Raw genomic sequence first — 24477 nt, forward strand, 5'->3', positions numbered from 1 at the left:
GGTTACTTCTTGAGCGCGTCCATCGCCTTGGCGGTGACCTCGTCCACCTTGCCGAGCGCCGAGATCGTCACGACCAGGTTCTGCGCCCGGTAGTAGTCGATGATCGGCTCGGTCTGCGTGTGGTAGACCTCCAGACGCCGGCGGACCGTCGTCTCGGAGTCGTCGTCGCGCTGGTAGAGCTCGCCGCCGCAGACGTCGCAGACGCCCTCGGTCTTCGGCGCGTTGTACGTCACGTGGAAGACGTGCGCACTGTCCTTGCGGCAGATGCGGCGACCCGCGATCCGCTTCACGACCTCGTCCTCGGGGACCTCCAGGTCCAGGACCGCGTCGAGCTCCATGCCCTCGGCCTTCAGGACGGCGTCCAGCGCCTCGGCCTGAGCGACGTTCCGGGGGAACCCGTCGAGCAGGAAGCCGTTGACGGCGTCCGGCTGCTCCATGCGGTCCTTGGCCATCCCGATGGTGACCTCGTCGGGCACCAGGTCGCCGGCGTCCATGAACGCCTTGGCCTTGAGGCCCAGCTCCGTGCCCTGAGAGATGTTGGCGCGGAACAGATCACCCGTGGAGATGTGCGGGATGTCCAGGTTCTTGGCAAGGAACGCGGCCTGCGTGCCCTTGCCCGCACCGGGCGGTCCGACGAGGACGATTCGCATCAGCGGAGGAACCCTTCGTAATTGCGCTGCTGGAGCTGGCTCTCGATCTGCTTCACGGTCTCCAGCCCCACACCCACGATGATGAGGATGCTCGTCCCGCCGAAGGGGAAGTTGGCATTGGCGCCACCGAAGCCTGCCAACGCCATCGTCGGCACGAGAGCGATCAGACCCAAGTACAGCGAGCCCGGCCAAGTGATCCTGTTGAGCACGTAGCTCAGGTACTCGGCAGTAGGTCGACCGGCCCGGATACCCGGGATGAAGCCACCATACTTCTTCATGTTGTCGGCGACTTCCTCGGGGTTGAACGAGATCGCCACGTAGAAGAAGGCGAAGAACACGATCAGGAGGAAGTAGGCGGCGATGTAGTACGGGTGGTCACCCTTGACGAAGTGGGCTTCGATCCAGGTCTTCCAGCCGGAGGTGGAGTTCGAGAACTGCGCCACCAGCGCCGGGATGTAGAGCAGCGACGACGCGAAGATGACCGGAATCACACCCGCCTGGTTCACCTTCAGCGGGATGTACGTGGACGTACCGCCGTAGGAGCGCCGGCCGATCATGCGCTTCGCGTACTGGACCGGGATGCGCCGCTGGGCCTGCTCGACGAAGACCACCAGGGCCACCATCACGAAGCCGATGAGGATGACGACGCCGAACTCGATCCAGCCCTGGGCGAGCTTGCCGCTCTTCTTGATGGCCCACAGGGCGCCCGGGAAGCCGGCGGCGATCGAGATGAACATCAGGATCGACATGCCGTTGCCGATGCCGCGGTCGGTGATCAGCTCACCGAGCCACATGACGAGGGCGGTGCCGGCGGTCATGGTGAGGACCATGACGGCGATGGTGAAGATCGACTGGTCGGGAACGACCTGGTCGGCGACGATGCAGCCGCTGAAGAGCGCGCCGCTCTTGGCGGTCGCGACGAGACCGGTGCCCTGGAGGATGGCGAGGGCGATCGTCAGGTACCGGGTGTACTGCGTGATCTTGGCGGTACCGGACTGTCCCTCCTTCTTGAGGGCTTCCAGACGCGGGATCACGACGGTCAGCAGCTGCAGGATGATGCTCGCCGTGATGTACGGCATGATGCCGAGCGCGAAGATGGTGATCTGCAGCAGCGCCCCGCCACTGAACATGTTGACCAGGCCGAACAGGCTGTTGTTGCCCTCGCTGGCCTGCTTGACACACTGCTGGACGGCCTCGTAGCTGACGCCGGGCACCGGGACGTGCGCCCCGAGCCGGTACAGCACGATGATGGCGAGCGTGAAGAGCAGCTTCTTGCGCAGGTCGGGCGTCTTGAACGCCCGGGCGAACGCGGTGAGCACGGTGCCTCCTGCGACCCCCGCGCTATGCGTCAAGGGTGACGGTCTTGAGGTTCGACGAATAGATGATTCAGTCATCGGCTCCGCGCGGGCATACCGCATGGAGCCTGGACAGTGCACGCCACCTTACCGGCGACCATGCCCCCCTAGGAACGACCAACCGGGGATGCCCCTTTTGAGAGGCATCCCCGGTCGGATGTTCAAGCCATCGAGCGGTCGTCTCAGACGAGCTCGGTGACGGTGCCGCCGGCGGCGGCGATCTTCTCCTTGGCGGAGCCGGAGACGGCGTCGACCGTCACCTGCAGCGCCACGGAGACCTCGCCCTGGCCCAGGACCTTGACGAGCTGGTTCTTGCGAACGGCACCCTTGGCGACCAGATCGGCCACCGTGACCTCGCCACCCTGCGGGTAGAGCGAGGTGAGCTTGTCCAGGTTCACGACCTGGTACTCGGTGCGGAAGGGGTTCTTGAAGCCCTTGAGCTTCGGCAGACGCATGTGGAGGGGCATCTGCCCACCCTCGAAGCGCTGCGGAACCTGGTAACGGGCCTTCGTGCCCTTGGTACCACGACCGGCCGTCTTACCCTTCGACGCCTCACCACGACCGACACGGGTCTTCGCGGTCTTGGCACCGGGGGCGGGACGGAGGTTGTGGGCCTTCAGCGGGTTGTTCTCCGCCATGTCAGTCAACCTCCTCGACCGTCACGAGGTGGCGGACGGTGTGCACCATTCCGCGGAACTCGGGGCGGTCCTCCTTGACAACCACGTCGTTGACCTTCTTGAGGCCGAGCGAACGCAGGGTGTCGCGGTGGTTCTGCTTGCTGCCGATGTACGACTTCGTCTGCGTGACCTTGAGGCGAGCCATTACGCACCCGCCCCGGCACGCGCACGGAGCAGAGCCGCGGGAGCGACGTCCTCGAGGGGCAGACCGCGGCGGGCCGCGATCTCCTCGGGACGCTGCAGGCCCTTGAGGGCCTCCACGGTCGCGTGCACGATGTTGATCGCGTTCGACGAGCCGAGCGACTTCGACAGGATGTCGTGAACGCCGGCGCACTCGAGCACGGCGCGCACCGGGCCACCGGCGATCACGCCGGTACCGGGGGAAGCCGGCTTGAGCAGGACGACGCCCGCGGCCTTCTCGCCCGTGATCGGGTGAGGGATGGTGCCCTGGATGCGGGGAACCTTGAAGAAGTTCTTCTTGGCTTCCTCGACGCCCTTGGCGATGGCCGCGGGAACTTCCTTGGCCTTGCCGTAACCGACACCTACGGTGCCGTCACCGTCGCCCACCACGACCAGCGCGGTGAAGCTGAAGCGGCGACCACCCTTGACAACCTTGGCGACGCGGTTGATCGCGACGACGCGCTCAACGTACGCGGTCTTCTCGGCGGCAGCGCCACCGTCGCGGCCCTTCCGGTCCCGCCGCTCGCCGCCACCGGCACCGCTTCCGCGGCGCTGGGGTCCAGCCATTGGATTTACCTCTCTCTGTTACGTCCGTTAGTCCCGGAACCGGGGCTTAGAACTTCAGCCCGGCTTCGCGGGCGGCGTCAGCCAGAGCGGCAATGCGCCCGGCGTACCTGTTGCCACCACGGTCGAACACGACAGCCTCGACACCGGCGGCCTTGGCGCGCTCGGCGACCAGGGAACCGACCTGCTTGGCCTTCGCGGACTTGTCGCCCTCGCCACCGCGGATCGACGCGTCCAGGGTCGACGCCGACGCAAGGGTGTGACCCTTGAGGTCGTCGATGACCTGAGCGGTGATGCCGCGGTTGGAACGCGTCACGACGAGGCGCGGACGCTCCGCCGTACCCGACACGTTCTTGCGGATGCGGATGTGGCGGCGCTTCTTGGCAGCGCCCTTGTAGGCGTCGCCCTTGGCGATCTTCACACCGTATGCCATGGCTTTACTTACCAGCCTTTCCGACCTTGCGGCGGATGACCTCGCCCGCGTACTTGACGCCCTTGGCCTTGTACGGGTCGGGCTTGCGCAGCTTGCGGATGTTGGCGGCGACCTCGCCGACCTTCTGCTTGTCGATGCCCTCGACCGAGAACTTGGTCGGCGACTCGACCTTGAACGAGATGCCCTCGGGCGCCTCGACCAGGATCGGGTGGCTGTAACCGAGCTGGAACTCCAGGTTGGAGCCCTTCGCGGCGACGCGGTAACCGACACCGCTGATCTCGAGCGCCTTGACGTAACCCTGGGTCACACCGGTGATCATGTTGGCCACCAGCGTGCGGGACAGGCCGTGGAGGGCCTTGTTCTGACGCTCGTCGTTCGGGCGGGTGACGTTGAGAACGCCGTCCTCACCCTTAACGATCTCGATCGGCGCGGCGACGGTGTGGTTCAGGGTGCCCTTGGAACCCTTCACCGTGACCGTGCGGCCCTCGATGGTGACGTCCACGCCGGCGGGAACCTGGATAGGCAGCTTGCCAATACGCGACATTAGCTATTCCTCCGTTCCCGACTACCAGACGTAGGCGAGGACTTCCCCACCTACGCCCTTCTTGCCTGCCTGCTGGCCGGTCAGGAGACCGTGGGACGTGGAGATGATCGCCACGCCCAGGCCGCCGAGGACCTTCGGCAGGTTGGTGGACTTCGCGTAAACCCGGAGGCCGGGCTTCGAGATCCGCTTGATGCCCGCGATGGAGCGCTCACGGTTCGGACCGAACTTGAGCTCGAGGACGAGGTTCTTGCCGACCTCGGCGTCCTCGACCTTCCAGCCCGTGATGAAGCCCTCCTGCTGGAGGATTTCCGCGATGTGAGACTTGATCTTGCTGTGCGGCATCGTCACGCTGTCGTGGTATGCCGAGTTCGCGTTACGCAGACGAGTCAGCATGTCCGCGATCGGATCAGTCATGGTCATGAATTGGCCTTCGGCCTCTCTCGCCGGGGTTTCCAGTGCGCCATCCCTCTCCCCACACAGGGGCGGGACGGGTGCGGCGCGGGGACCTACGGCGTAGTAAGTCGTACGGGCGGCGGACGCCCAACCCCACCAGCCTACGGCATGACGGGGGTGGGCCTCCGCCGACCCAATGCTTACCGAGAGACTCCGGAACTCCTGACACCCAAAGGGTGAAAGGGAGTTACCAGGAGCTCTTGGTCACGCCCGGCAGCTCGCCACGGTGAGCCATCTCACGGAGGCACACGCGGCACAGGCCGAACTTGCGGTACACGGAGTGGGGACGACCACAGCGCTGGCAGCGCGTGTAACCGCGCACGCCGAACTTGGGCTTGCGGGCAGCCTTCGCGATGAGAGCCTTCTTCGCCATCTCGCTTACGCCTCCTTGAACGGGAAGCCGAGGTGACGCAGAAGGGCACGGCCCTCGTCGTCGTTGGTCGCCGTGGTCACCACGGTGATGTCCATACCCCGGACACGGTCGATCTTGTCCTGGTCGATCTCGTGGAACATGACCTGCTCCGTGAGACCGAAGGTGTAGTTGCCACGGCCGTCGAACTGCTTGGGGGACAGGCCGCGGAAGTCGCGGATGCGCGGGAGCGCGAGCGACAGGGTGCGGTCCAGGAACTCCCACATGCGGTCGCCACGGAGCGTGACGTGGGCGCCGATCGGCTGGCCCTCGCGAAGCTTGAACTGCGCGATGGACTTGCGGGCCTTCGTGACGGCCGGCTTCTGACCGGTGATCGTCGTGAGGTCGCGGATCGCGCCGTCGATCAGCTTCGAGTCACGGGCGGCGTCGCCGACACCCATGTTGACCACGATCTTCACGAGGCCGGGGATCTGCATGACGTTCTCGTAGGAGAACTCCTCACGCAGCTTGCCCGCGATCTCCTCGCGGTACTTCGTCTTGAGACGCGGAGTGGTGGTAGCCATCAGATGTCCTCACCCGTCCGCTTGGCAACGCGGATCTTGTTGCCCTCGTCGTCGAAGCGGTAACCGACACGCGTGACGACCTTCTTGCCGTCCTTCTCCACGACGAGCTGAACGTTGCTCACGTGGATCGGGGCCTCGGTCGTCACGATGCCGCCGGCCTGCGAGGGGCCGGCCTTGGTGTGCTTCTTGACCCGGTTGACACCCTCGACGAGGACGCGGTTCTCGCGGGGGAAGGCCGTGACGACCTTGCCCTGCTTGCCCTTGTCCTTACCGGTGATGACCTGGACCAGGTCGCCCTTCTTGATCTTCATGCTTACAGCACCTCCGGCGCGAGCGAGATGATCTTCATGAACTTCTTCTCGCGCAGCTCACGGCCGACCGGGCCGAAGATACGGGTGCCACGAGGGTCGCCGTCGTTCTTGAGAATGACGGCGGCGTTCTCGTCGAAGCGGATGTACGAGCCGTCCTGGCGGCGGCGCTCCTTGACGGTGCGAACGATGACCGCCTTGACGACGTCACCCTTCTTCACGTTGCCACCGGGGATCGCGTCCTTGACGGTGGCGACGATGACGTCACCGATGCCCGCGTAGCGGCGACCCGAGCCACCGAGAACACGGATGCAAAGGATCTCCTTGGCACCAGTGTTGTCGGCGACACGCAGTCGCGACTCCTGCTGGATCACGTCTATCTCCTGATTGTCTGCCGGTTCCCGGCCGGGGCTTCACGAGGAAGCCCCGGCCGAGCCTGGCGGAACGAACTCGAAGGGTTACCCCTTCAAGAATTACTTGGCCTTCTCGAGGATCTCGACGACGCGCCAGTGCTTCGTCGACGACAGCTTCCGGGTCTCCATCAGGAGGACGCGGTCACCGATGCCGGCAGCGTTCTGCTCGTCGTGAGCCTTGAGCTTGTTCGTACGGCGGATGACCTTGCCGTACAGCGCGTGCTTGACGCGGTCCTCGACAGCGACGACGACGGTCTTGTCCATCTTGTCGCTGACGACGAGGCCCTCGCGGACCTTGCGAGCGTTGCGCTCGGTCTTCTGCTCAGTCACGTTGCTCTCGCTCATCAGGCGTTCTCCACCGTCTCGATGCCCAGCTCGCGCTCACGCATCAGGGTGTAGATCCGGGCGATGTCCTTACGGACGGACTTGAGCCGACCGTGGTTCTCGAGCTGGCCCGTCGCCGCCTGGAAGCGGAGGTTGAACAGCTCTTCCTTGGCCTCGCGGAGCTTGTTGAGAAGCTCCTCGTTGCCCAGCTCGCGCAGCTCGGACGCCTTGGTACCGGCCGACATCACAGCTCACCTGCTTCGCGCTTCACGATCTTGCACTTCATCGGCAGCTTGTGGGCCGCACGGGTCAGGGCCTCGCGCGCGATCTTCTCGTTCGGGTAGGACAGTTCGAACATCACCCGACCCGGCTTGACGTTCGCGATCCACCACTCCGGAGAACCCTTACCGGAACCCATGCGGGTCTCGGCGGGCTTCTTCGTCAGCGGGCGGTCCGGGTAGATGTTGATCCAGACCTTGCCGCCACGCTTGATGTGGCGGGTCATCGCGATACGAGCCGCCTCGATCTGGCGGTTGGTCACGTACGCCGGCGTGAGGGCCTGAATGCCGTACTCGCCGAACGCGACCTGCGTACCACCCTTGCTCATGCCCGAGCGCTTGGGGTGGTGCTGCTTGCGGTGCTTGACCCTACGGGGGATCAGCATGTCGGTCAGGCCTCCGTTCCGGTGCTCTCAGCCGGAGCGGCAGCGGCGGCGGGAGCGTCGGCCTTGGGGGCCTCGGCAGCCGGCGCGGACTGCTGCTGCGGCTTGCGGCCGCGGCCGCCACGCTCGCCACCACGGCCACCACGGCCGGCGGGACGGTCGCCAGCGCCACCCGCACCACGGGCCGGGCGGTTACCCGCACGGGCCGCGGCGTTCTCGGCGCGGACCTCGGCGATGTTCTTGACGTCGCCCTTGTAGATCCAGACCTTCACGCCGATGCGGCCGAAGGTCGTCTTGGCCTCGAAGAAGCCGTAGTCGACGTTCGCGCGGAGCGTGTGCAGGGGCACGCGGCCCTCGCGGTAGAACTCCGAGCGGGACATCTCGGCGCCGCCGAGACGACCGCCGCACTGGATCTTGATGCCCTTGGCGCCGGCCTTCATCGTGCCCTGCATGCTCTTGCGCATGGCACGACGGAAGGAGACGCGGGAGGAGAGCTGCTCGGCGACGGCCTGGGCGACCAGCTGGGCGTCCATCTCGGGGTTCTTGACCTCGAGGATGTTCAGCTGGACCTGCTTGCCCGTGAGCTTCTCGAGGTCGCCGCGGATGCGGTCGGCCTCGGCGCCGCGGCGGCCGATGACGATGCCGGGACGCGCGGTGTGGATGTCCACACGCACACGGTCACGGGTGCGCTCGATCTCCACCTTCGAGATGCCGGCGCGCTCCATGCCGGACGTCATCATCCGACGGATGGCGACGTCTTCCTTGACGTAGTCCTTGTACAGCTTGTCGGCGTACCAGCGGGACTTGAAGTCCGTGGTGATGCCGAGCCGGAACCCATGCGGGTTAACCTTCTGGCCCATTACCGGGTTCCTTCCTTGCTGCTGACGACCACGGTGATGTGGCTGGTCCGCTTACGGATCCGGTAGGCACGGCCCTGAGCACGCGGACGGAACCGCTTCAGGGTCGGGCCCTCATCCACGTACGCCTCGCTGATGACCAGCGAAGAGGCGTCAGTGTGGTCGTAGTTGTGCGCGGCGTTGGCGATGGCGCTGTCCAGCACCTTGCCAACCGGCACGCTCGCGGCCTGCGGGGCGAAACGCAGGACCGCCTGAGCCTCCGTGGCGTCCATGCCACGGATAAGGTCCACCACGCGGCGGGCCTTCATGGGCGTGACGCGGATGTACCGCGCCTGGGCCCTGGCTTCCATGGTTGTCCTTCCAGTGTCTGTCATGGTCATTCCACCCCGCTACTAGCGGCGCTTCGACTTCCGGTCGTCCTTCACGTGACCCCGGAAGGTGCGCGTCGGCGAGAACTCGCCGAGCTTGTGGCCGACCATCGACTCGGTGACAAACACCGGAATGTGGGTCTTGCCGTTGTGCACCGCGATCGTGTGGCCGAGCATGGCCGGGATGATCATCGAGCGACGGGACCAGGTCTTGATGACGTTCTTGGTACCGGCTTCGTTCTGGGCGTCCACCTTCTTGACGAGGTGGCCGTCGACGAAGGGTCCCTTCTTGAGACTGCGCGGCATCTAAACCCGCTCCTAGCGCTTCTTGTTCGTCTTGCGGCGGCGGACGATGTACTTGTTCGAAGCCTTCTTCGGCGAACGAGTACGACCCTCCTTCTGACCCCACGGGGAGACCGGGTGGCGACCACCGGAGGTCTTGCCCTCACCACCACCGTGCGGGTGGTCGACCGGGTTCATCGCCACACCGCGGACGGTCGGGCGAACACCCAGCCAGCGCTTACGGCCGGCCTTGCCCCAGTTGATGTTCGACTGCTCGGCGTTGCCGACCTCGCCGATGGTGGCGCGGCAGCGGGCGTCGACCAGACGGATCTCGCCGGAGGGCATGCGGAGGTGGGCCATCGTGCCCTCCTTCGCCAGCAGCTGCACGGAGGCACCGGCCGAGCGCGCGAACTTGGCGCCGCCACCGGGACGGAGCTCGATCGCGTGGATCGTGGTACCGACCGGGATGTTGCGGAGCGCCAGGTTGTTGCCGGGCTTGATGTCCGCGCCGGGGCCGTTCTCGACGCGGTCACCCTGCGTCAGACCCTTGGGGGCGATGATGTAGCGCTTCTCGCCGTCCACGTAGTGGAGCAGCGCGATGCGCGCGGTGCGGTTGGGGTCGTACTCGATGTGAGCGACCTTGGCCGGCACGCCGTCCTTGTCGTGACGACGGAAGTCGATCACGCGGTAGGCGCGCTTGTGGCCACCGCCCTGGTGACGGACGGTCACACGACCGGTGTTGTTACGGCCGCCCTTGCTGTGCAGGGGGCGGACCAGCGACTTCTCCGGCGTGGACCGCGTGATCTCGACGAAGTCGGCTACGGAGGAGCCACGACGGCCCGGCGTAGTCGGCTTGTACTTGCGGATACCCATTTCTCAGTCCTCGTCCGATATCGGACGACTCGACCGCCGTCAGGCGGTCGGGCCGCCGAAGATGTCGATTCGGTTGCCCTCAGCAAGGGTCACGATGGCGCGCTTGGTGTCCTTGCGCTTGCCGAAACCGGCCTTGGTCCGCTTGCGCTTGCCCTGGCGGTTGATCGTGTTGACCCCGGTGACCTTGACCGAGAAGACCGCCTCGACGGCCTGCTTGATCTGGGTCTTGTTGGAGCCGGGCGCGACGATGAACGTGTACTTGTTCTCGTCGAGCAGGGCGTAGCTCTTCTCCGAGACGACCGGCTTGACGAGGATGTCACGCGGGTCCGAGAAGGTCTTGCTGGTGACGACGGCCTCGCTCATCAGGCGTCGCTCCCTTCGGTCTCAGCGGTCTGGGGGCCAGACACGAAGGACTCGAGGGCGGCCTTGGTGAAGACCACGTCGTCGGAGACGATCACGTCGTACGTGTTGAGCTGGCCCGGCTCCAGGATGTGCACCTGGGGCAGGTTACGAGCGGACAGCCACGCGGCCTCGTCGGAGCGCTCGACGACCAGGAGCAGGTTCTTGCGCTCCGAGATCTTGCCGAACAGCGTCTTGGCGGCCTTGGTGGAGACCTCACCCTCGACCACGCCGGTGACGACGTGGATGCGGGAGTGCGTGGCCCGGTCCGAGAGGGCACCGCGGAGGGCGGCGGCCTTCATCTTCTTCGGGGTCCGCTGCGAGTAGTCACGCGGCTGCGGGCCGTGGACGACGCCACCACCGGCGAACTGCGGGGCGCGGGTCGAACCCTGACGGGCGCGGCCGGTGCCCTTCTGGCGGTAAGGCTTCTTGCCACCACCGCGGACTTCGCCACGGGTCTTGGTCTTGTGCGTGCCCTGACGGGCCGCGGCCAGCTGCGCGACGACGACCTGGTGGATCAGCGGGACGCTGACCTTGGCGCCGAAGATCTCCGCGGGGAGCTCGACGGTCCCGGCCTTGTCGCCTGCCGGCGAAAGGATGTCAATGGTGCTCATCGGTTCCTCAAACCCCCTTGGCCGCGGTGCGGACCAGGACGAGGCCACCGTTCGGGCCGGGGACCGCGCCCTTGATGAGCAGCAGACCCTTCTCGGCGTCAACGGCGTGGACGGTCAGGTTCTGGGTGGTCACACGCTCGTTGCCCATGCGACCAGCCATCTTCATGCCCTTGAAGACACGGCCCGGGGTGGCGCAGCCACCGATGGAACCGGGCTTGCGGTGCACGCGGTGGGCACCGTGCGACGCCTTGCCACCACGGAAGTTGTGGCGCTTCATGACACCGGCGAAGCCCTTGCCCTTGCTCTTCGCGGTGACGTCGACCTTCACGCCGGCCTCGAAGACCTCGGCGGTGATCTCCTGGCCGAGCGTGTACTCGGAGGCGTCGGCGGTGCGGAGCTCCACCAGGTGGCGGCGCGGGGTGACGTCGGCCTTGGCGAAGTGACCCTTGAGGGGCTTGTTCACCTTGCGCGGGTCGATCTCGCCGAAGGCGATCTGGACCGACTCGTAGCCGTCGTTGTCGTTCGTGCGGACCTGGGTCACGACATTCGGACCGGCCTTGACGACGGTGACCGGGACGACCCGGTTGTTCTCGTCCCAGACCTGCGTCATGCCGAGCTTCTCGCCCAGGATGCCCTTGATGTTCTTAGCCATCTCGCGCGTCACCTCAGAGCTTGATCTCGATGTCGACGCCCGCCGGCAGGTCGAGACGCATGAGCGAGTCGACCGTCTTCGGCGTGGGGTCGAGGATGTCGATGAGGCGCTTGTGCGTGCGCATCTCGAAGTGCTCGCGCGAGTCCTTGTACTTGTGCGGCGACTTGATGACGCAGTACACGTTCTTCTCAGTGGGCAGCGGCACCGGGCCCGCGACCGACGCACCAGTGCGGGTCACCGTCTCGACGATCTTCTTCGCCGAGGAGTCGATGACCTCGTGGTCGTAGGCCTTGAGCCGGATGCGGATCTTCTGTCCCGCCATGGCTACTAGTAGTCCTTTGTCTCGTAACGCTCTGGACTCGGGGGTCCTCATGACTCCACCTCCGACCCACGCGGTCGGGCGTGTCGCGCTCCCTCTACGCAGAAGTCCCTGAGGACTTCCCAACCAAGGGGGCGCGGTCCCGAAGTACCGCGGAGCCGGGGGGCAGCTGCAACATCTGCAAAGGGCCCGCCGAGTGCCTGGCCGGTACCCCGCTGACGCTTCCCAGAAGATTCCCGTACGTCCGCCCCTGACGAGGGGCGACGAGTACTGTGGGACTCGCTTCCGGTCCTCCCGACGGGAGGCGCGCAGCATCGGCACTCAACCGAGCAACCCCGACAGTCTGCCATACGGGGCCATCCGGCCGCCAATCGGGATCGAAGACTGTACCCCACGTCACGTACATCCATGCGCCGGGGCGCATGGGCCGGGGTCATCCCGGAGGGCGTTCTCCGCCGTGCGGCATCAGGGCGAGCAGCTCCGCCGTCCCGGTGTCGGCCGGGAGGATCCGGTGCGGCAGCCGGGTGAGCCGGGCCGCCTCGGCCCCGTACCCCCGGTCGAGGACGAGCCGGAGCACGTGCCGCACCTCGGCGATCCGGGCCGCGCGCTCCTCCCCCTCGGGCAGGGCCCGCGCCCAACCCCCTTCCACGATCGTCGCCTTGGCCCTGGCCACGTACCGCTCCAGGGTCTCCTCCGGCAGGTCGAAGAAGGCGGCGACCCGCGCGGCGGGGAGACCGCCGACGGCGCGCAGGACGAGCGCGGTCCGGGACGGCGAGGGCCGCGGCCTCGCCGCGCGCGCATGCCTCCGCCTCGCGCGCCCGGAGCCCGACCCGTGGGCCCCGTCCCCCGCCCGCGTGCGTACGGCTCAGATGACGCCCTGCGCCAGCATCGCCTCGGCGACCCGTTCGAAGCCCGCGATGTTGGCCCCGGTGACGTAGTCGCCCGGGGCACCGTACCGCTCGGCCGTCTCGTGGCAGGCGGTGTGGATCGAGGTCATGATCCCGGCGAGCTCCGCCTCCACCTTCCGCGCGCTCCAGGACGTGCGGGAGTGGTTCTGGGCCATCTCCAGGGCGCTGACGGCGACGCCGCCCGCGTTGGCGGCCTTGCCCGGGCCGAAGGCGACGCCGGCCCGCTGGAACAGGCGGACCGCCTCCGCCGTGGTGGGCATGTTGGCGCCCTCGGCGACGGCCTTCACCCCGTTGCGGACCAGGGCCGCCGCGTCGTTCCCGTCGAGCTCGTTCTGCGTCGCGGACGGCAGGGCGACGTCGGCGGGGACCTCCCAGACCCGGCCGCCGGGCACGAAGCGCGCGGAGGCGCCCCGGCGTTCGGCGTAGTCGGCGACGCGGCCGCGCTCGACCTCCTTGACCTGCTTGAGCAGGGCGAGGTCGATGCCCTTGTCGTCGTACACGTAACCGCTGGAGTCGGAGCAGGTCAGCGGGTGGGCGCCGAGGGCGAGCAGCTTCTCGATCGTGTACAGCGCCACGTTGCCGGAGCCGGAGACGACGGCCGTCCGGCCCTCCAGGTCCTCGCCGCGCTCGCGGAGCATCGCCGCCGCGAAGAGCACGCTGCCGTAGCCGGTGGCCTCCGGGCGGATCGCGGAGCCGCCCCAGCCGGCGCCCTTGCCGGTGAGGACGCCCGCCTCCCAGCGGTTGGTGATCCGCCGGTACTGGCCGAAGAGGTAGCCGATCTCCCGGCCGCCGACGCCGATGTCACCGGCCGGCACGTCGGTGTGCTCGCCGAGGTGCCGGTACAGCTCGGTCATGAACGACTGGCAGAAGCGCATGACCTCGGCGTCGCTGCGGCCGTGCGGGTCGAAGTCGCTGCCGCCCTTGCCGCCGCCGATGCCGAGCCCGGTCAGGGCGTTCTTGAAGATCTGCTCGAAGCCGAGGAACTTGACGATGCCCAGGTTGACGGAGGGGTGGAAGCGCAGGCCGCCCTTGTACGGGCCGAGGGCGCTGTTGAACTCGACGCGGAAGCCCCGGTTGACGTGCGTCCGGCCCCGGTCGTCCTGCCACGGCACCCGGAAGACGATCTGCCGCTCGGGCTCGACGAGCCGCTCCAGGAGCCCCGGCTCGGCGAACTCGGGCCGGGCCGCGAGCACCGGGGCGAGGGTGTCGAGCACCTCGTGGACGGCCTGGTGGAACTCGGGCTGCGCCGGATTGCGGTGCTCGATCCCGGCGCGGAGGGCGTCGAGGCTGGAGCGGGCGGTCTGCGGGTCGGGTCGGTTCGGCACGTGGAACCCCCTTCTGGCACGGCTGTACGCCGGCGGAGAACCGGGTGGGAGCGCTCGGCGCCGTTGCCGCGCGCGGGGAGGGACGGACGGCCGCTCCGGGACTCCGTCGTCCCCGCCGCCGCGCCCACTGTTACATCCATGTGAATGCAAGCACCAGTAAGCGGGTGCCGGGGTCCGCCATCCGAGACGGCCGCCGGTCCCGCCTCCGCACGCCCCTCTCGCACACACACAACCCTTTCGCACAGGTTTTCGTCTTCCAGGAGACCGCCGAGCGAAGGGCCCCGCAGTGCCGCACACCCGACCCCGCCGCCGGACGGTGCTCACCGCCGCCCTCGCCGCCACCGCGGCCGCCGCCGGGTGCTCCGTACCGCAGCCGCGCCGGAGCGCGCCGACCGCCGACCCCGCACCGGGGAAGCCGATCGCGTCGACGCGGGCGCGCCGGGCGCTCCTCATGCAGGTCGCCGCGCACCCGGACGACGACCTGTACTTCATGAACCCGGACTCCCAGCGACTGCTCGACGCGGGCGTCCCGCTCGTCTCCGTGTACGTGACGGCCGGCGAGCACACCGGCCGGAACCGGATCGAGGGGATGCCCGAGACGCCCCCGGACCGGGCGGCCTACGCCGCCGCCCGCCACCAGGGCCTGCGCCAGTCGTACGCCGTGGCGCTCGGCCTGCCGGTGTTCACGCCGTGGCGGCGCGGGACGCTGGCGCTGCCCGGCGGCCGGCGCGCCGAGGTCGACACGCTGACGCACCGCGGGCGCCGGGTCGAGCTGGTCTTCCTCAACCTGCCGATGCACACCCCCCGCCGGTACACGGCCCTGCCCGCGCTCTGGGAGGACCGCGCCCTGGAGCTGCGGACCCACCTGCCGGCCGGCTCCCCCGTCGCCCGGGCGGACGCCTACGACTACGACGGCCTTGTCGACGTCCTCGCCGGGCTGCTCGCCCGCTACCGGCCCACGGTGGTGCACACCCTGGACCCCGACCCGGACGTCCAGCACAGCGACGAGGCCACCCGGCGGCGGGACTCCGAGCAGCCCGGCCACTCGGACCACGGGGACCACACGGCGGTCGCCTGCTTCACCTGGGCCGCGCTGTGCCGCCGGGTCTCGGACGCGGTCCGGGACGGCGAGCCGATACCGGTGTTCACCACGACGGCCTTCCGCGGCTACTACAACCGGCACTGGCCCAAGAACCTCCCGCCGGAGGTCCTCGAGGAGAAGGCGGCCCGGCTCGTCCCGTACGGCGGGGACCCCTCCTGGCGGTGCGGGAACCCGTCGGGCTGCGGCGACTACGGCGTCGGCGGCGACCGCCCGCTGACCAACCGCAAGGGCTGGGTCCGCTCCACCCACCACCGCTGGCCCGGCGCCCGCCCGGCCCTCGCCGAGGAGCCGGACGGCCGGCTCGCCGCGTACGGGGTGCTGGGCCTGCGCGCGGTCCGCTGGCGCGAGTCGGCGCCCGGCAGCGGCCGCTGGAGCGAGCCGGAGGACCTCGGCGGCGGCCCGCTCGCCCCGGCGCTCGGCCGGGCGGTCCTCCCCGACGGGCGGGTGCTGCTCCTCGGGGTGCGGTTCGCCGCGCTCGACGGGCACGGCGGCGCCAACCGGCGCGAGGTGGCGCTCCTCGAACAGCGCTCCCCCGGCGGCCCGTTCCTCGCCTGGCGGGGCCTGGGGAACCCGGAGCGGAGCGACGACCGGGGACGCCGGCTCGGCTCCCCGGTGGCGGTGGCGGCCCCCGACGGCCGGGTCCACCTCTTCGTACGGAACGCGGACAAGCGCCTCTCGACCCGGGTCCGGGCGGCGGACGGCTCCTGGGGCCCCTGGCGCACGCTCCCCGGGGACGCCGAGGTCCAGGACGGCCCGGCCGTCTCGGTGGACGCGGCGGGCCGCGTCCACGTGTACGCGGCGGGCCGGGAGTCCGTACGGCACTGGGTGGACGGACGGGAGCGGGCGGAGCGGCTGCCGCTCTCCGGGTCCGCCCTGGCGAGCGCGGACGGCGAGCTGTTCCACCGGCCCCCGGCGGACGCCCGGCTGCTCGGCCCGGCCGGCGACACCGGTCTCGACGGGTACGGCGAGGTGGTCGCCGCGCGCTCGGCGGCGCTCGGCACGGTCCTGCTCGGCACGGACCCGCGCGGCCGGACGGCGGTGCGGGCCGGGGGCCGGACCCGGGTCCGTACCGCGCGGGGCGGATCGGCGGGCCCGGCCGCGCTGCACCTGGGGGCGCGGGGCGCGACCGTGGTGGGGCTCGGCGCGGACGGCCACCCCTGGAGCTGGCGCCCGTAGGACCCCGGACACGCGAAGGAAGCCCCGGACACGTGGAAGAAGCCCCGGGAACGCGAAGAAGCCCCGGGAACGCGAAGAAGCCCCGCACCTTCCGGTGCGGGGCTTCTCCCTACTGCTCAGCGGCTCCTGCGAGCCACCAGGTCGGTGCGAGATCAGGCAGTGATCTTGACGACCTGGCCGGCGCCGACGGTCCGGCCACCCTCACGGATGGCGAACTTGAGGCCCTCCTCCATGGCGATGGGCTGGATCAGCTCAACGCTCATGGCGGTGTTGTCGCCCGGCATGACCATCTCGGTGCCCTCGGGGAGGGTCACGACGCCGGTCACGTCCGTGGTACGGAAGTAGAACTGCGGGCGGTAGTTGTTGAAGAACGGGGTGTGACGGCCACCCTCGTCCTTCGACAGGATGTAGGCCTGGGCCTCGAAGTTCGTGTGCGGCGTGACCGAACCCGGCTTGATGATGACCTGGCCGCGCTCGACGTCCTCACGCTTGATGCCACGGAGGAGCAGACCGACGTTCTCACCGGCCTGGCCCTCGTCGAGCAGCTTGCGGAACATCTCGATACCGGTGACCGTGGTGGTGGTCTTCTCGGTCTTGATGCCGATGATGTCGACGGTCTCGTTGACCTTGAGGATGCCGCGCTCGATACGACCGGTGACGACGGTGCCACGACCGGTGATCGTGAAGACGTCCTCGATCGGCATCAGGAACGGCTTGTCGACGTCGCGCTCGGGCTGCGGGATGGACTCGTCCACCGCGTGCATGAGGCCGAGGAGCTTCTCGCCCCACTCCTTGTCGCCCTCGAGCGCCTTGAGCGCCGAGACGCGGACGACCGGCAGGTCGTCGCCCGGGAACTCGTACTCGGAGAGGAGTTCACGAACCTCGAGCTCGACGAGCTCCAGGATCTCCTCGTCGTCCACCATGTCGGCCTTGTTCAGGGCGACGACGATGTACGGAACGCCGACCTGGCGGGCCAGGAGCACGTGCTCCTTGGTCTGCGGCATCGGGCCGTCGGTGGCGGCGACCACGAGGATGGCGCCGTCCATCTGCGCCGCACCCGTGATCATGTTCTTGATGTAGTCGGCGTGACCCGGGCAGTCGACGTGCGCGTAGTGACGCGACTCCGTCTGGTACTCGACGTGCGCGATCGAGATGGTGATACCGCGCTGGCGCTCCTCGGGAGCCTTGTCGATCTGGTCGAAGGCCGAGGCCTCGTTCAGGTCCGGGTACGCGTCGTGCAGCACCTTGGTAATGGCGGCCGTGAGGGTCGTCTTACCGTGGTCGATGTGACCGATGGTGCCGATGTTGACGTGCGGCTTAGTCCGCTCGAACTTCGCCTTCGCCACGGGGGTCCTCCTGGAGAGTGGTTCTGTACGCCTTGCTCATCGGCGCCAGGTGATCTTTGCTGGGATGCCATCCGCCGGAGCCCGGTCCTCGGGTCTCGGGGGCCGAGCCCCGGCGTCTGGTGTCAAGCCTAAAGCGTGAACTCGGGAGAGTTACTCGCCCTTGGCCTTCGCGATGATCTCCTCGGCGACGTTCCGGGGAACCTCGGCGTAGGAGTCGAACTGCATCGAGTAGCTTGCGCGACCCGAGGTCTTGCTGCGGAGGTCTCCGACGTAGCCGAACATCTCCGAAAGGGGCACGAGGCCCTTCACGACGCGAGCGCCGCTGCGCTCCTCCATGGCCTGGATCTGGCCACGGCGGGAGTTGATGTCGCCGATGACCTCACCCATGTAGTCCTCGGGCGTGGTGACCTCGACGGACATCATGGGCTCGAGGATGACCGGCGAAGCCTTCCGCGCGGCCTCCTTGAAGGCCTGCGAACCGGCGATCTTGAACGCGAGCTCGGAGGAGTCGACCTCGTGGTAGCCGCCGTCGAGAAGAATGACGCGGACGCCCGTCATCTCGTAGCCGGCCAGGATGCCGAACTGCATGGCCTCCTGCGCACCCGCGTCGACCGAAGGGATGTACTCCTTCGGGATGCGGCCACCGGTGACCTTGTTCACGAACTCGTACGAGGCGTCGCCGCCCTCGATGGGCTCGATCGCGATCTGCACCTTGGCGAACTGACCGGTACCACCGGTCTGCTTCTTGTGGGTGTAGTCCACGCGCTCGACGGTCTTGCGGATCGTCTCGCGGTACGCGACCTGCGGCTTGCCGACGTTCGCCTCGACCTTGAACTCGCGACGCATGCGGTCGACGAGGATGTCGAGGTGGAGCTCGCCCATGCCACCGATGATGGTCTGGCCGGTCTCCTCGTCCGAGTGGACCTGGAAGGAGGGGTCCTCCTCCGCGAGACGCTGGATGGCGACACCCAGCTTCTCCTGGTCACCCTTGGACTTGGGCTCGATGGCGACCTGGATGACCGGCGCCGGGAAGTCCATGGACTCCAGGATGACCGGGTTCTTGTCGTCGCACAGCGTCTCACCGGTGGTGGTCTGCTTGAGGCCCATGACGGCGACGATGTCGCCGGCGCCCACCGAGTCGATCTCCTCACGCTTGTTCGCGTGCATGCGGTAGATCTTGCCGATGCGCTCCTTCTTGCCCTTGACGGAGTTCAGCACCGCGGTGCCGGCCTCCAGGCGACCGGAGTAGATCCGGACGAAGGTGAGCTTGCCGAGGTGCGGGTCGCTCGCGATCTTGAACGCGAGGGCCGACAGCGGCTCGTCGTCGGACGGCTTGCGCCGGACGACGACCTCGGGGTCCTTGACGTCCTGGCCCTCGATGGCCTCGACGTCCAGGGGCGAGGGCAGGTAGCGGACGACCGCGTCGAGCAGGGGCTGGACGCCCTTGTTCTTGAACGCGGTGCCACAGAACACGGGGGTGACCGTGGTCTCGCCGCCCTTGCCGGAAGCGATGGTGATGCGACGGACAGCCGCGTAGAGCTGCTCCTCGGTGGGCTCGACGCCCTCCAGGAAGAGCTCCATGAGCTCCTCGTCGTTCTCCGCGACGGTCTCGACCAGCTTGCCGCGGTACTCCTCGGCGAGCTCGGTGAGGTTGGCCGGGATGTCGACGACGTCGTACATCTCGCCCTTGCTGGCCTCGGCGGACCAGACGAGCGCCTTCATGCGGACCAGGTCGACGACGCCCTCGAAGTCGGCCTCGGCACCGATCGGCAGCTGCATGACGATCGGGGTGGCGCCGAGGCGGCCCACGATCATGTCGACGCAGCGCAGGAAGTCGGCGCCGGTGCGGTCGAGCTTGTTGACGAAGCAGATGCGCGGAACGCCGTAGCGGTCCGCCTGACGCCAGACGGTCTCGGACTGGGGCTCGACGCCGGCCACACCGTCGAACACGGTGACAGCACCGTCGAGCACGCGCAGCGAACGCTCCACCTCGACGGTGAAGTCGACGTGGCCCGGCGTGTCGATGATGTTGATCGTGTGATCGACATTCTCGAGCGGCCAGTGACAGGTCGTCGCGGCGGACGTGATCGTGATGCCGCGCTCCTGCTCCTGCTCCATCCAGTCCATCGTGGCAGCGCCGTCGTGGACTTCACCGATCTTGTACGAGACACCGGTGTAGAACAGGATCCGCTCGGTGGTGGTCGTCTTGCCCGCGTCGATGTGCGCCATGATGCCGATGTTGCGCACCTTGGCAAGGTCAAGCGAAGTGGTAGCCATATCGGCTCAGTCTTCTCTCGGTCTCGATGTGGGTTGCGACTACCAGCGGTAGTGCGCGAAGGCCTTGTTGGACTCGGCCATCTTGTGCGTGTCCTCACGCTTCTTGACGGCAGCACCGAGGCCGTTCGAGGCGTCGAGGAGCTCGTTCATGAGGCGCTCGGTCATGGTCTTCTCGCGACGGGCGCGGGAGTAACCGACGAGCCAGCGGAGGGCCAGCGTGGACGCGCGGCCCGGCTTGACCTCGATCGGCACCTGGTAGGTGGCGCCACCGACACGGCGGGACTTGACCTCAAGGGCCGGCTTGACGTTCTCCAGCGCGCGCTTCAGCGTGATGACCGGGTCCTGGCCGGTCTTCTCGCGAAGACCCTCCATGGCGCCGTACACGATGCGCTCGGCGGTGGAACGCTTGCCGTCCAGCAGGATCTTGTTGATCAGCGAGGTGACAAGAGGAGAGCTGTAGACCGGGTCGATGATGACCGGGCGCTTCGGGGCGGGGCCCTTACGAGGCATTCTTACTTCTCCTTCTTGGCGCCGTAGCGGCTGCGAGCCTGCTTACGGTTCTTGACGCCCTGCGTGTCGAGGGAACCGCGGATGATCTTGTAACGAACACCCGGCAGGTCCTTCACACGGCCACCGCGCACGAGCACGATGGAGTGCTCCTGCAGGTTGTGACCCTCACCCGGGATGTAGGCCGTGACCTCGATGCCGGAGGTCAGACGCACACGCGCGACCTTACGGAGGGCCGAGTTCGGCTTCTTCGGGGTGGTCGTGAACACACGCGTGCAGACGCCGCGACGCTGGGGCGAACCCTCGAGTGCGGGCGTCTTGTTCTTCTCGACCTTGTCCTGCCGGCCCTTACGGACCAGCTGCTGGATCGTAGGCACTACTTCTCCGGTTTCTGTGTGCCGTCGGTACAACTAACCTGGAACATTCACCGACCCACGCGGTCGGGTGTGTCGGATCCTGCGGACCCCCGCCGGAAGCGGAAGGAACGGCGCGGATCGCGGCGGCCGATATATGACTCGCCTTGCGGTTGAAGACACGCACGCGAGCCCAGGCACACCCCAGGCACAAGGTCTGAGCGTACCTATCGCACGGACTCCGGTCAAAACAAATGGCCACGCGCACCCGGGCCCGACCGGCGGCGACCGCGCGGGACCCGGGGGCCCGGTGAACCCGAAGGACTGAATTTCCTCACTCAATGCATCCAGGCTACTCCACAGCGTGACAAGCTCCAGGCCCATCGCCTCCTGAAGCCCTTCCATCACGAAGAGGAACCGTGGATTCACCAGAGCAGCAAGCCGCCGAAGGATTCCCGACACCGCTCCCATGGCTGACACGAGCCGGTGCCTCGCCCTACGTCCCCGGCACCCCCCGGGAGATCGTCGGGAACCTCCGCGCCCTCCTGCTGAGCGTCGCGGAGGACGGAACGATCGACCGGCCGTTCGCCTGGCCCGGCGCCGAGAGGCCGATCCCGCTGCGGAACGCGGTGCACGCGCTCGGCTCCTGCGGACTGGTGACGCGCGAGGGCCGCCCTCCCCGCCTGGCACTCACCCGCGCGGCCCGGCACTTCCTCGACTCCGGGGACGAGCTCCACCTCGTCGCCGTCCTCCACGCGAACGTCAGGTTCCTGGGGGAGGCGCTCGCCGAGGTGGGGGACGGCATCACCCACGCCGGGCTGAACGAGGTCGCGGGGACGGAGTACGGCCTGTCCTGGAACTCCCTCGACCAGGTCCGCCGACGGGTGTACTGGCTGCGCGCGGCCGGGCTCGTCGAGTACTGGACCAACGGCAGGATCGTCCCCACGGAACGCGGACGGGCGTTCCTGGAGCGCCTGGAGACCGCCGACCGGGACCAGCTTCCGCACCGGCGCCCGCCCGCCCCGGAGCCCGTGGAACTCCCCCCGCTCCCGGCCCCGTTGGCCCTGGCCCTGAGCGGAGCGGACCAGGCCGCGCTGCGTGCGAGGAAGCGCCTGCTGGGCTACGTCGCGGGGGGCGTGCGGATGGACGCGCTGGCCCGCCTCGTCAACGCGGCGGTGCCGGACATCACCCGGGCCGGCTTCAAGGCCTTCTGCGCCGAGGAGTTCGGCGTCCTGGAGTCCTCCGCGGAGCAGACGCTGGGAACGCTGCGCGCACTCGGTCTCCTGACCCAGGTGGGCACCGACACGTTCGCCGCCACGGAGTACGCGACCAGCTGCCTGGAGTCCGACGAGCCCGTGGATCTCGTCCGCCTGCTGCACCTCCACGTCGCCCTCCTGGGCGAGACGCTCGACGCGCTGGAGAACAGCGCGCCCACGTCCGCGCTCGCCCTCGTCCTGGCGGAGCGGTACCCCGACATCCCGCTCACCCACCAGGACGTCACGCGCCGCGTCGCGCTGTTCCTCGAGACCGGCCTGGCCGAGCGGATCGGACTCACCGTCCGGCGAACGGAGTTGGGCGCCGCGCTGGTCCGCACCCTGCCCCTGCTCAGGCCGGCGGACTCCGGCCCGGCGGACTGCGCCGACGCCCCGGCCGCCCCGGCGGGTCCCGGCACGCCGTCGGCCGCCGCGGCCGACGGCGACCGCGCGCACCACGTCGGATCACTGGCCGCCGAAGTCGTCCGGGCAGCCGGTGACAGCTCCGACCACCGCCGCTTCGAGCGGGCCGTCGCGGCCGCCTTCCGTGCCCTCGGCGTCGACGTCGAGAGCCACGGCGGGCCCAGGAGGACGGACGCCGTCATCGAGCTGTGGCGGTCGCCGACCGTGCGGCACCGGATCGCCGTGGAGGCCAAGACCGACGGCGCCGGGCTGGTGACCGATCAGGACGTCAGGTTCCGGCGGCTGGGCGAGCACCGCGCCCGTCACGCGGCGCAGGGGACCGTACTGGTCGGCCCCGGGTTCGACGCCAGGCTCGTGCGGGAGGCCGCGAGCGAGAAAGTGGCCCTGCTCACCGCGCGCGAGCTCGCGGACGCCCTCGTGCGGCACGCCCGTACGCCGCTCGCGCCGCGCGAGCTCGCCGCACTCGTCACCTGGGGGGAGGCGGACGCGCTGGAGCGCACCTGGGGGGCGGCGGAGCGGAGGCAGGAGACCCTGGGCCTGGTGGTGCATACGCTGTGGCGGAGCGGGAACGATCCCGTCGAGGTCAGGCACACCACCGGCGCGCTGGGCGTCAACGACATCTGGCGGGAGACCAGGAAGGCGCTGGAGACGCCGCTGGACCCGGACGAGACCGGGGCGGCTCTCGCCTTCCTGGAGACCCCGTTCCTCTCCGGGGTGGAACGACAGGGCGGCGGCCACGTCATCACGGCGCCGCCCTCGCTGATCGCGGCCCGTCTGCGCGCGCTGGCCGCCGCCGTCGAGTCGGCCGGCGAGGACGGACCGCCCGGAGACCACAGCCGGGAGGGGACGCCCGCTCCCCCGGGACGACCGGGCCCCGTGCCGCCGGGACAGACCTCCGTGCCCCACCAGCAGCGGGCCTCCACCGACGTCCCGGCGTCCGCGGTGCGGGCATGGGCCAAGGCGCGGGGGCGTGCCGTCAACGAGCGGGGCAGACTGCCGGAGCGCCTGATCACGGACTACCTGCGAGCCCGTGACCTGGAGTGACGGAACGCTCAGGGACGCCCCTGCGCGAGGAAGGCGCCGAGGGAGCGGACCATCGCGGCGGCGAATTCCTCGCGCACGGGCGGGGGCACCCGGTCGAGCGAGAGGTACGGGTTGAGGTCCTCCAGTTCGACGAGGAGCAGCCCGCCGTCGGGGGCGCGGCAGGCGTCGACGCGCTGGATGCCGTGGCCGAGGGCGTTCCAGTCGACGAAGCGGCGCGCGAAGGCGAGGTCGCCGGCGGTCGGCTCGTACGGCTCCAGAACCCAGCGGCGCTCGGGGTCGGGGGCGTACAGCGCGTACTGGAAGAGGTCGTCCACGAAGTAGAAGGAGACCTCGTACCGGAAGTCGACGCGCGGCTGGACGAGGAGCTCGCCGTACGCGAGGCCGGCCAGCTCCTCGTACGGCAGGAAGCTCAGCCCCATGGAGTCGGCCCCGGCCTTGGGCTTCACCGCGTACGACGCGGCCCCGGGCAGCCGCTCCAGGTCCTCGGCCCGGTCGACGGTGGGGATGACGGGGTATCCGGCGGCGGTGAGGTCGAGCAGGTACTGCTTGCCCGCCATGTCGCCGCGTCCGTGGAGCGGGTTGTAGACCCGGGTGCCGAGAGCCAGGGCCCGCTCGCGGAAGGCCTCGTACGCCTCCCGGTAGCCGAGCACCGGGCCGCTGTTGCGCACCACGACCGCGTCGAAGGCGTCCAGGAGGGCGGTGGCGTCGAGCGGGTGGCAGAGGGCCAGGTCGAAGTCCTCCCGCAGCCGGGCGGTGAGCGCCACGTCCTCGTCGCCGTAGCGCCTGCCCCGGGCCGGATAGGCGAGGTCGGTGACGTACAGCAGGCAGGGGCGGGCGGTCACGGGGCGGCTCCTCGGTCGGGCGGGGCCGCCAACCTACCGAAGCCGCCGGAAACCGCCGAGGG

General features: G+C 68.8%; 32 protein-coding genes. 2 read left to right on the plus strand and 30 right to left on the minus strand.

Going from position 1 to position 24477, the window contains the following annotated elements; translation table 11 throughout:
* Window positions 1–2 precede the first annotated feature (2 nt).
* The 25 genes from ADL08_RS23515 to gdhA form a co-directional block, all read right to left on the minus strand.
* Window positions 3–650 carry an adenylate kinase gene (locus ADL08_RS23515; RefSeq protein ID WP_053646159.1) on the minus strand — a complete coding sequence of 216 codons (648 nt, stop codon included), beginning with the start codon at window positions 648–650 and terminating at the stop codon, window positions 3–5.
* Window positions 650–1969: a preprotein translocase subunit SecY gene (gene secY / locus ADL08_RS23520; protein ID WP_053646161.1), complete on the minus strand. Its 1320-nt coding sequence runs from the start codon at window positions 1967–1969 to the stop codon at window positions 650–652. The genes ADL08_RS23515 and secY overlap by 1 nt, the downstream gene beginning before the upstream one ends.
* A gap of 218 nt (window positions 1970–2187) precedes the next feature.
* A complete protein-coding gene (gene rplO / locus ADL08_RS23525; protein WP_053646163.1) occupies window positions 2188–2643 on the minus strand; it encodes a 50S ribosomal protein L15 in 456 nt (151 codons plus the stop codon).
* A 1-nt stretch (window position 2644) separates the two neighbouring features.
* Window positions 2645–2827, minus strand: coding sequence for a 50S ribosomal protein L30 (gene rpmD / locus ADL08_RS23530; RefSeq protein WP_015035589.1), 183 nt, complete (start codon window positions 2825–2827; stop codon window positions 2645–2647).
* Window positions 2827–3429, minus strand: coding sequence for a 30S ribosomal protein S5 (gene rpsE, locus ADL08_RS23535; RefSeq protein ID WP_006126891.1), 603 nt, complete (start codon window positions 3427–3429; stop codon window positions 2827–2829). The genes rpmD and rpsE overlap by 1 nt, the downstream gene beginning before the upstream one ends.
* A 46-nt stretch (window positions 3430–3475) precedes the next feature.
* On the minus strand, window positions 3476–3859 hold the full coding sequence (gene rplR, locus ADL08_RS23540; protein WP_030209008.1) for a 50S ribosomal protein L18: 384 nt from the start codon (window positions 3857–3859) through the stop codon (window positions 3476–3478).
* Window positions 3860–3863: 4 nt separating this feature from the next.
* A complete protein-coding gene (gene rplF, locus ADL08_RS23545) occupies window positions 3864–4403 on the minus strand; it encodes a 50S ribosomal protein L6 (protein WP_053646165.1) in 540 nt (179 codons plus the stop codon).
* A gap of 21 nt (window positions 4404–4424) precedes the next feature.
* Complete coding sequence (rpsH, locus tag ADL08_RS23550) at window positions 4425–4823, minus strand: 30S ribosomal protein S8 (protein ID WP_015035585.1); 399 nt, start codon at window positions 4821–4823, stop codon at window positions 4425–4427.
* A gap of 220 nt (window positions 4824–5043) precedes the next feature.
* On the minus strand, window positions 5044–5229 hold the full coding sequence (locus tag ADL08_RS23555; RefSeq protein WP_003948630.1) for a type Z 30S ribosomal protein S14: 186 nt from the start codon (window positions 5227–5229) through the stop codon (window positions 5044–5046).
* 5 nt (window positions 5230–5234) lie between these two features.
* Complete coding sequence (gene rplE, locus ADL08_RS23560) at window positions 5235–5792, minus strand: 50S ribosomal protein L5 (RefSeq protein WP_104860432.1); 558 nt, start codon at window positions 5790–5792, stop codon at window positions 5235–5237.
* Window positions 5789–6100 carry a 50S ribosomal protein L24 gene (gene rplX, locus ADL08_RS23565; protein ID WP_030208998.1) on the minus strand — a complete coding sequence of 104 codons (312 nt, stop codon included), beginning with the start codon at window positions 6098–6100 and terminating at the stop codon, window positions 5789–5791. The genes rplE and rplX overlap by 4 nt, the downstream gene beginning before the upstream one ends.
* Before the next feature lie 2 nt (window positions 6101–6102).
* Entirely contained in the window at window positions 6103–6471 is a 369-nt protein-coding gene (rplN, locus tag ADL08_RS23570; RefSeq protein ID WP_003956455.1) for a 50S ribosomal protein L14, read from the minus strand.
* Between the two features lie 99 nt (window positions 6472–6570).
* On the minus strand, window positions 6571–6855 hold the full coding sequence (gene rpsQ, locus ADL08_RS23575; RefSeq protein ID WP_053646167.1) for a 30S ribosomal protein S17: 285 nt from the start codon (window positions 6853–6855) through the stop codon (window positions 6571–6573).
* Window positions 6855–7079 carry a 50S ribosomal protein L29 gene (gene rpmC, locus ADL08_RS23580; RefSeq protein WP_017239580.1) on the minus strand — a complete coding sequence of 75 codons (225 nt, stop codon included), beginning with the start codon at window positions 7077–7079 and terminating at the stop codon, window positions 6855–6857. The genes rpsQ and rpmC overlap by 1 nt, the downstream gene beginning before the upstream one ends.
* Complete coding sequence (gene rplP / locus ADL08_RS23585; protein WP_015035580.1) at window positions 7079–7498, minus strand: 50S ribosomal protein L16; 420 nt, start codon at window positions 7496–7498, stop codon at window positions 7079–7081. Before rplP ends, rpmC begins: the two co-directional genes overlap by 1 nt.
* Window positions 7499–7503: 5 nt before the next feature.
* The gene (rpsC, locus tag ADL08_RS23590; protein ID WP_030214015.1) at window positions 7504–8355 is read right to left on the minus strand and encodes a 30S ribosomal protein S3; all 852 of its coding nucleotides are present in this window, start codon (window positions 8353–8355) and stop codon (window positions 7504–7506) included.
* Window positions 8355–8702, minus strand: coding sequence for a 50S ribosomal protein L22 (gene rplV / locus ADL08_RS23595; protein ID WP_004571827.1), 348 nt, complete (start codon window positions 8700–8702; stop codon window positions 8355–8357). The genes rpsC and rplV overlap by 1 nt, the downstream gene beginning before the upstream one ends.
* Before the next feature lie 42 nt (window positions 8703–8744).
* Window positions 8745–9026: a 30S ribosomal protein S19 gene (gene rpsS / locus ADL08_RS23600; RefSeq protein WP_015035577.1), complete on the minus strand. Its 282-nt coding sequence runs from the start codon at window positions 9024–9026 to the stop codon at window positions 8745–8747.
* Window positions 9027–9038: 12 nt separating this feature from the next.
* Entirely contained in the window at window positions 9039–9875 is an 837-nt protein-coding gene (gene rplB / locus ADL08_RS23605; RefSeq protein ID WP_030208986.1) for a 50S ribosomal protein L2, read from the minus strand.
* A 39-nt stretch (window positions 9876–9914) separates the two neighbouring features.
* Window positions 9915–10238, minus strand: a complete 324-nt coding sequence (gene rplW / locus ADL08_RS23610; RefSeq protein ID WP_053646169.1) for a 50S ribosomal protein L23 — start codon at window positions 10236–10238, stop codon at window positions 9915–9917.
* Window positions 10238–10888 carry a 50S ribosomal protein L4 gene (gene rplD / locus ADL08_RS23615; RefSeq protein ID WP_053646171.1) on the minus strand — a complete coding sequence of 217 codons (651 nt, stop codon included), beginning with the start codon at window positions 10886–10888 and terminating at the stop codon, window positions 10238–10240. The genes rplW and rplD overlap by 1 nt, the downstream gene beginning before the upstream one ends.
* A 7-nt stretch (window positions 10889–10895) precedes the next feature.
* Window positions 10896–11540: a 50S ribosomal protein L3 gene (gene rplC, locus ADL08_RS23620; RefSeq protein WP_053646256.1), complete on the minus strand. Its 645-nt coding sequence runs from the start codon at window positions 11538–11540 to the stop codon at window positions 10896–10898.
* A gap of 13 nt (window positions 11541–11553) precedes the next feature.
* Complete coding sequence (rpsJ, locus tag ADL08_RS23625; protein WP_003948644.1) at window positions 11554–11862, minus strand: 30S ribosomal protein S10; 309 nt, start codon at window positions 11860–11862, stop codon at window positions 11554–11556.
* Window positions 11863–12292: 430 nt separating this feature from the next.
* Window positions 12293–12532 (minus strand): hypothetical protein, encoded by a 240-nt coding sequence (locus tag ADL08_RS23630; RefSeq protein ID WP_053646173.1) that lies wholly within the window; start codon window positions 12530–12532, stop codon window positions 12293–12295.
* A 192-nt stretch (window positions 12533–12724) separates the two neighbouring features.
* Complete coding sequence (gdhA, locus tag ADL08_RS23635) at window positions 12725–14092, minus strand: NADP-specific glutamate dehydrogenase (protein ID WP_053646175.1); 1368 nt, start codon at window positions 14090–14092, stop codon at window positions 12725–12727.
* 286 nt (window positions 14093–14378) lie between these two features.
* Between gdhA and ADL08_RS23640 the strand changes: the two genes are divergently transcribed.
* Window positions 14379–16370 (plus strand): PIG-L family deacetylase, encoded by a 1992-nt coding sequence (locus ADL08_RS23640; protein WP_053646177.1) that lies wholly within the window; start codon window positions 14379–14381, stop codon window positions 16368–16370.
* A gap of 152 nt (window positions 16371–16522) precedes the next feature.
* Here the strand turns inward: ADL08_RS23640 and tuf are convergent, their stop codons facing one another.
* From tuf to rpsL, 4 genes are all read right to left on the minus strand, one after another.
* Window positions 16523–17716, minus strand: a complete 1194-nt coding sequence (gene tuf / locus ADL08_RS23645; protein ID WP_026058274.1) for an elongation factor Tu — start codon at window positions 17714–17716, stop codon at window positions 16523–16525.
* A gap of 150 nt (window positions 17717–17866) precedes the next feature.
* On the minus strand, window positions 17867–19993 hold the full coding sequence (fusA, locus tag ADL08_RS23650) for an elongation factor G (RefSeq protein ID WP_053646178.1): 2127 nt from the start codon (window positions 19991–19993) through the stop codon (window positions 17867–17869).
* A 39-nt stretch (window positions 19994–20032) separates the two neighbouring features.
* Entirely contained in the window at window positions 20033–20503 is a 471-nt protein-coding gene (gene rpsG, locus ADL08_RS23655; protein WP_015035567.1) for a 30S ribosomal protein S7, read from the minus strand.
* A gap of 2 nt (window positions 20504–20505) precedes the next feature.
* Window positions 20506–20877: a 30S ribosomal protein S12 gene (rpsL, locus tag ADL08_RS23660; protein ID WP_003948652.1), complete on the minus strand. Its 372-nt coding sequence runs from the start codon at window positions 20875–20877 to the stop codon at window positions 20506–20508.
* A gap of 395 nt (window positions 20878–21272) precedes the next feature.
* Between rpsL and ADL08_RS23665 the strand changes: the two genes are divergently transcribed.
* The gene (locus ADL08_RS23665) at window positions 21273–23573 is read left to right on the plus strand and encodes a restriction endonuclease (protein WP_053646181.1); all 2301 of its coding nucleotides are present in this window, start codon (window positions 21273–21275) and stop codon (window positions 23571–23573) included.
* A gap of 8 nt (window positions 23574–23581) precedes the next feature.
* Here ADL08_RS23665 and ADL08_RS23670 read toward each other — a convergent pair whose 3' ends face one another.
* Window positions 23582–24415 carry a hypothetical protein gene (locus tag ADL08_RS23670; RefSeq protein WP_053646183.1) on the minus strand — a complete coding sequence of 278 codons (834 nt, stop codon included), beginning with the start codon at window positions 24413–24415 and terminating at the stop codon, window positions 23582–23584.
* Window positions 24416–24477: the final 62 nt, after the last annotated feature.

The organism is Streptomyces sp. NRRL F-6492 (assembly GCF_001280125.1).
Taxonomy (GTDB): Bacteria; Actinomycetota; Actinomycetes; order Streptomycetales; family Streptomycetaceae; genus Streptomyces.

What these genes read in the sequence shown, in the direction of transcription:
- rplW (WP_053646169.1), bottom strand. Translation starts at nt 10,238, where the DNA reads ATGAGCGAGGCCGTCGTCACCAGCAAGACCTTCTCGGACCCGCGTGAC.
- rplC (WP_053646256.1), bottom strand. Translation starts at nt 11,540, where the DNA reads ATGGCTAAGAACATCAAGGGCATCCTGGGCGAGAAGCTCGGCATGACG.
- rpsE (WP_006126891.1), bottom strand. Translation starts at nt 3,429, where the DNA reads ATGGCTGGACCCCAGCGCCGCGGAAGCGGTGCCGGTGGCGGCGAGCGG.
- rplF (WP_053646165.1), bottom strand. Translation starts at nt 4,403, where the DNA reads ATGTCGCGTATTGGCAAGCTGCCTATCCAGGTTCCCGCCGGCGTGGAC.
- rpmC (WP_017239580.1), bottom strand. Translation starts at nt 7,079, where the DNA reads ATGTCGGCCGGTACCAAGGCGTCCGAGCTGCGCGAGCTGGGCAACGAG.
- rpsG (WP_015035567.1), bottom strand. Translation starts at nt 20,503, where the DNA reads ATGCCTCGTAAGGGCCCCGCCCCGAAGCGCCCGGTCATCATCGACCCG.
- ADL08_RS23555 (WP_003948630.1), bottom strand. Translation starts at nt 5,229, where the DNA reads ATGGCGAAGAAGGCTCTCATCGCGAAGGCTGCCCGCAAGCCCAAGTTC.
- rpsC (WP_030214015.1), bottom strand. Translation starts at nt 8,355, where the DNA reads ATGGGCCAGAAGGTTAACCCGCATGGGTTCCGGCTCGGCATCACCACG.
- rplP (WP_015035580.1), bottom strand. Translation starts at nt 7,498, where the DNA reads ATGCTGATCCCCCGTAGGGTCAAGCACCGCAAGCAGCACCACCCCAAG.
- fusA (WP_053646178.1), bottom strand. Translation starts at nt 19,993, where the DNA reads ATGGCTACCACTTCGCTTGACCTTGCCAAGGTGCGCAACATCGGCATC.
- rpsH (WP_015035585.1), bottom strand. Translation starts at nt 4,823, where the DNA reads ATGACCATGACTGATCCGATCGCGGACATGCTGACTCGTCTGCGTAAC.
- rpsQ (WP_053646167.1), bottom strand. Translation starts at nt 6,855, where the DNA reads ATGAGCGAGAGCAACGTGACTGAGCAGAAGACCGAGCGCAACGCTCGC.
- rpsJ (WP_003948644.1), bottom strand. Translation starts at nt 11,862, where the DNA reads ATGGCGGGACAGAAGATCCGCATCCGGCTCAAGGCCTACGACCACGAG.
- ADL08_RS23515 (WP_053646159.1), bottom strand. Translation starts at nt 650, where the DNA reads ATGCGAATCGTCCTCGTCGGACCGCCCGGTGCGGGCAAGGGCACGCAG.
- rplD (WP_053646171.1), bottom strand. Translation starts at nt 10,888, where the DNA reads ATGAGCACCATTGACATCCTTTCGCCGGCAGGCGACAAGGCCGGGACC.
- rplB (WP_030208986.1), bottom strand. Translation starts at nt 9,875, where the DNA reads ATGGGTATCCGCAAGTACAAGCCGACTACGCCGGGCCGTCGTGGCTCC.
- rpsS (WP_015035577.1), bottom strand. Translation starts at nt 9,026, where the DNA reads ATGCCGCGCAGTCTCAAGAAGGGACCCTTCGTCGACGGCCACCTCGTC.
- rplO (WP_053646163.1), bottom strand. Translation starts at nt 2,643, where the DNA reads ATGGCGGAGAACAACCCGCTGAAGGCCCACAACCTCCGTCCCGCCCCC.
- rplV (WP_004571827.1), bottom strand. Translation starts at nt 8,702, where the DNA reads ATGGAAGCCAGGGCCCAGGCGCGGTACATCCGCGTCACGCCCATGAAG.
- rplX (WP_030208998.1), bottom strand. Translation starts at nt 6,100, where the DNA reads ATGAAGATCAAGAAGGGCGACCTGGTCCAGGTCATCACCGGTAAGGAC.
- rpmD (WP_015035589.1), bottom strand. Translation starts at nt 2,827, where the DNA reads ATGGCTCGCCTCAAGGTCACGCAGACGAAGTCGTACATCGGCAGCAAG.
- rplR (WP_030209008.1), bottom strand. Translation starts at nt 3,859, where the DNA reads ATGGCATACGGTGTGAAGATCGCCAAGGGCGACGCCTACAAGGGCGCT.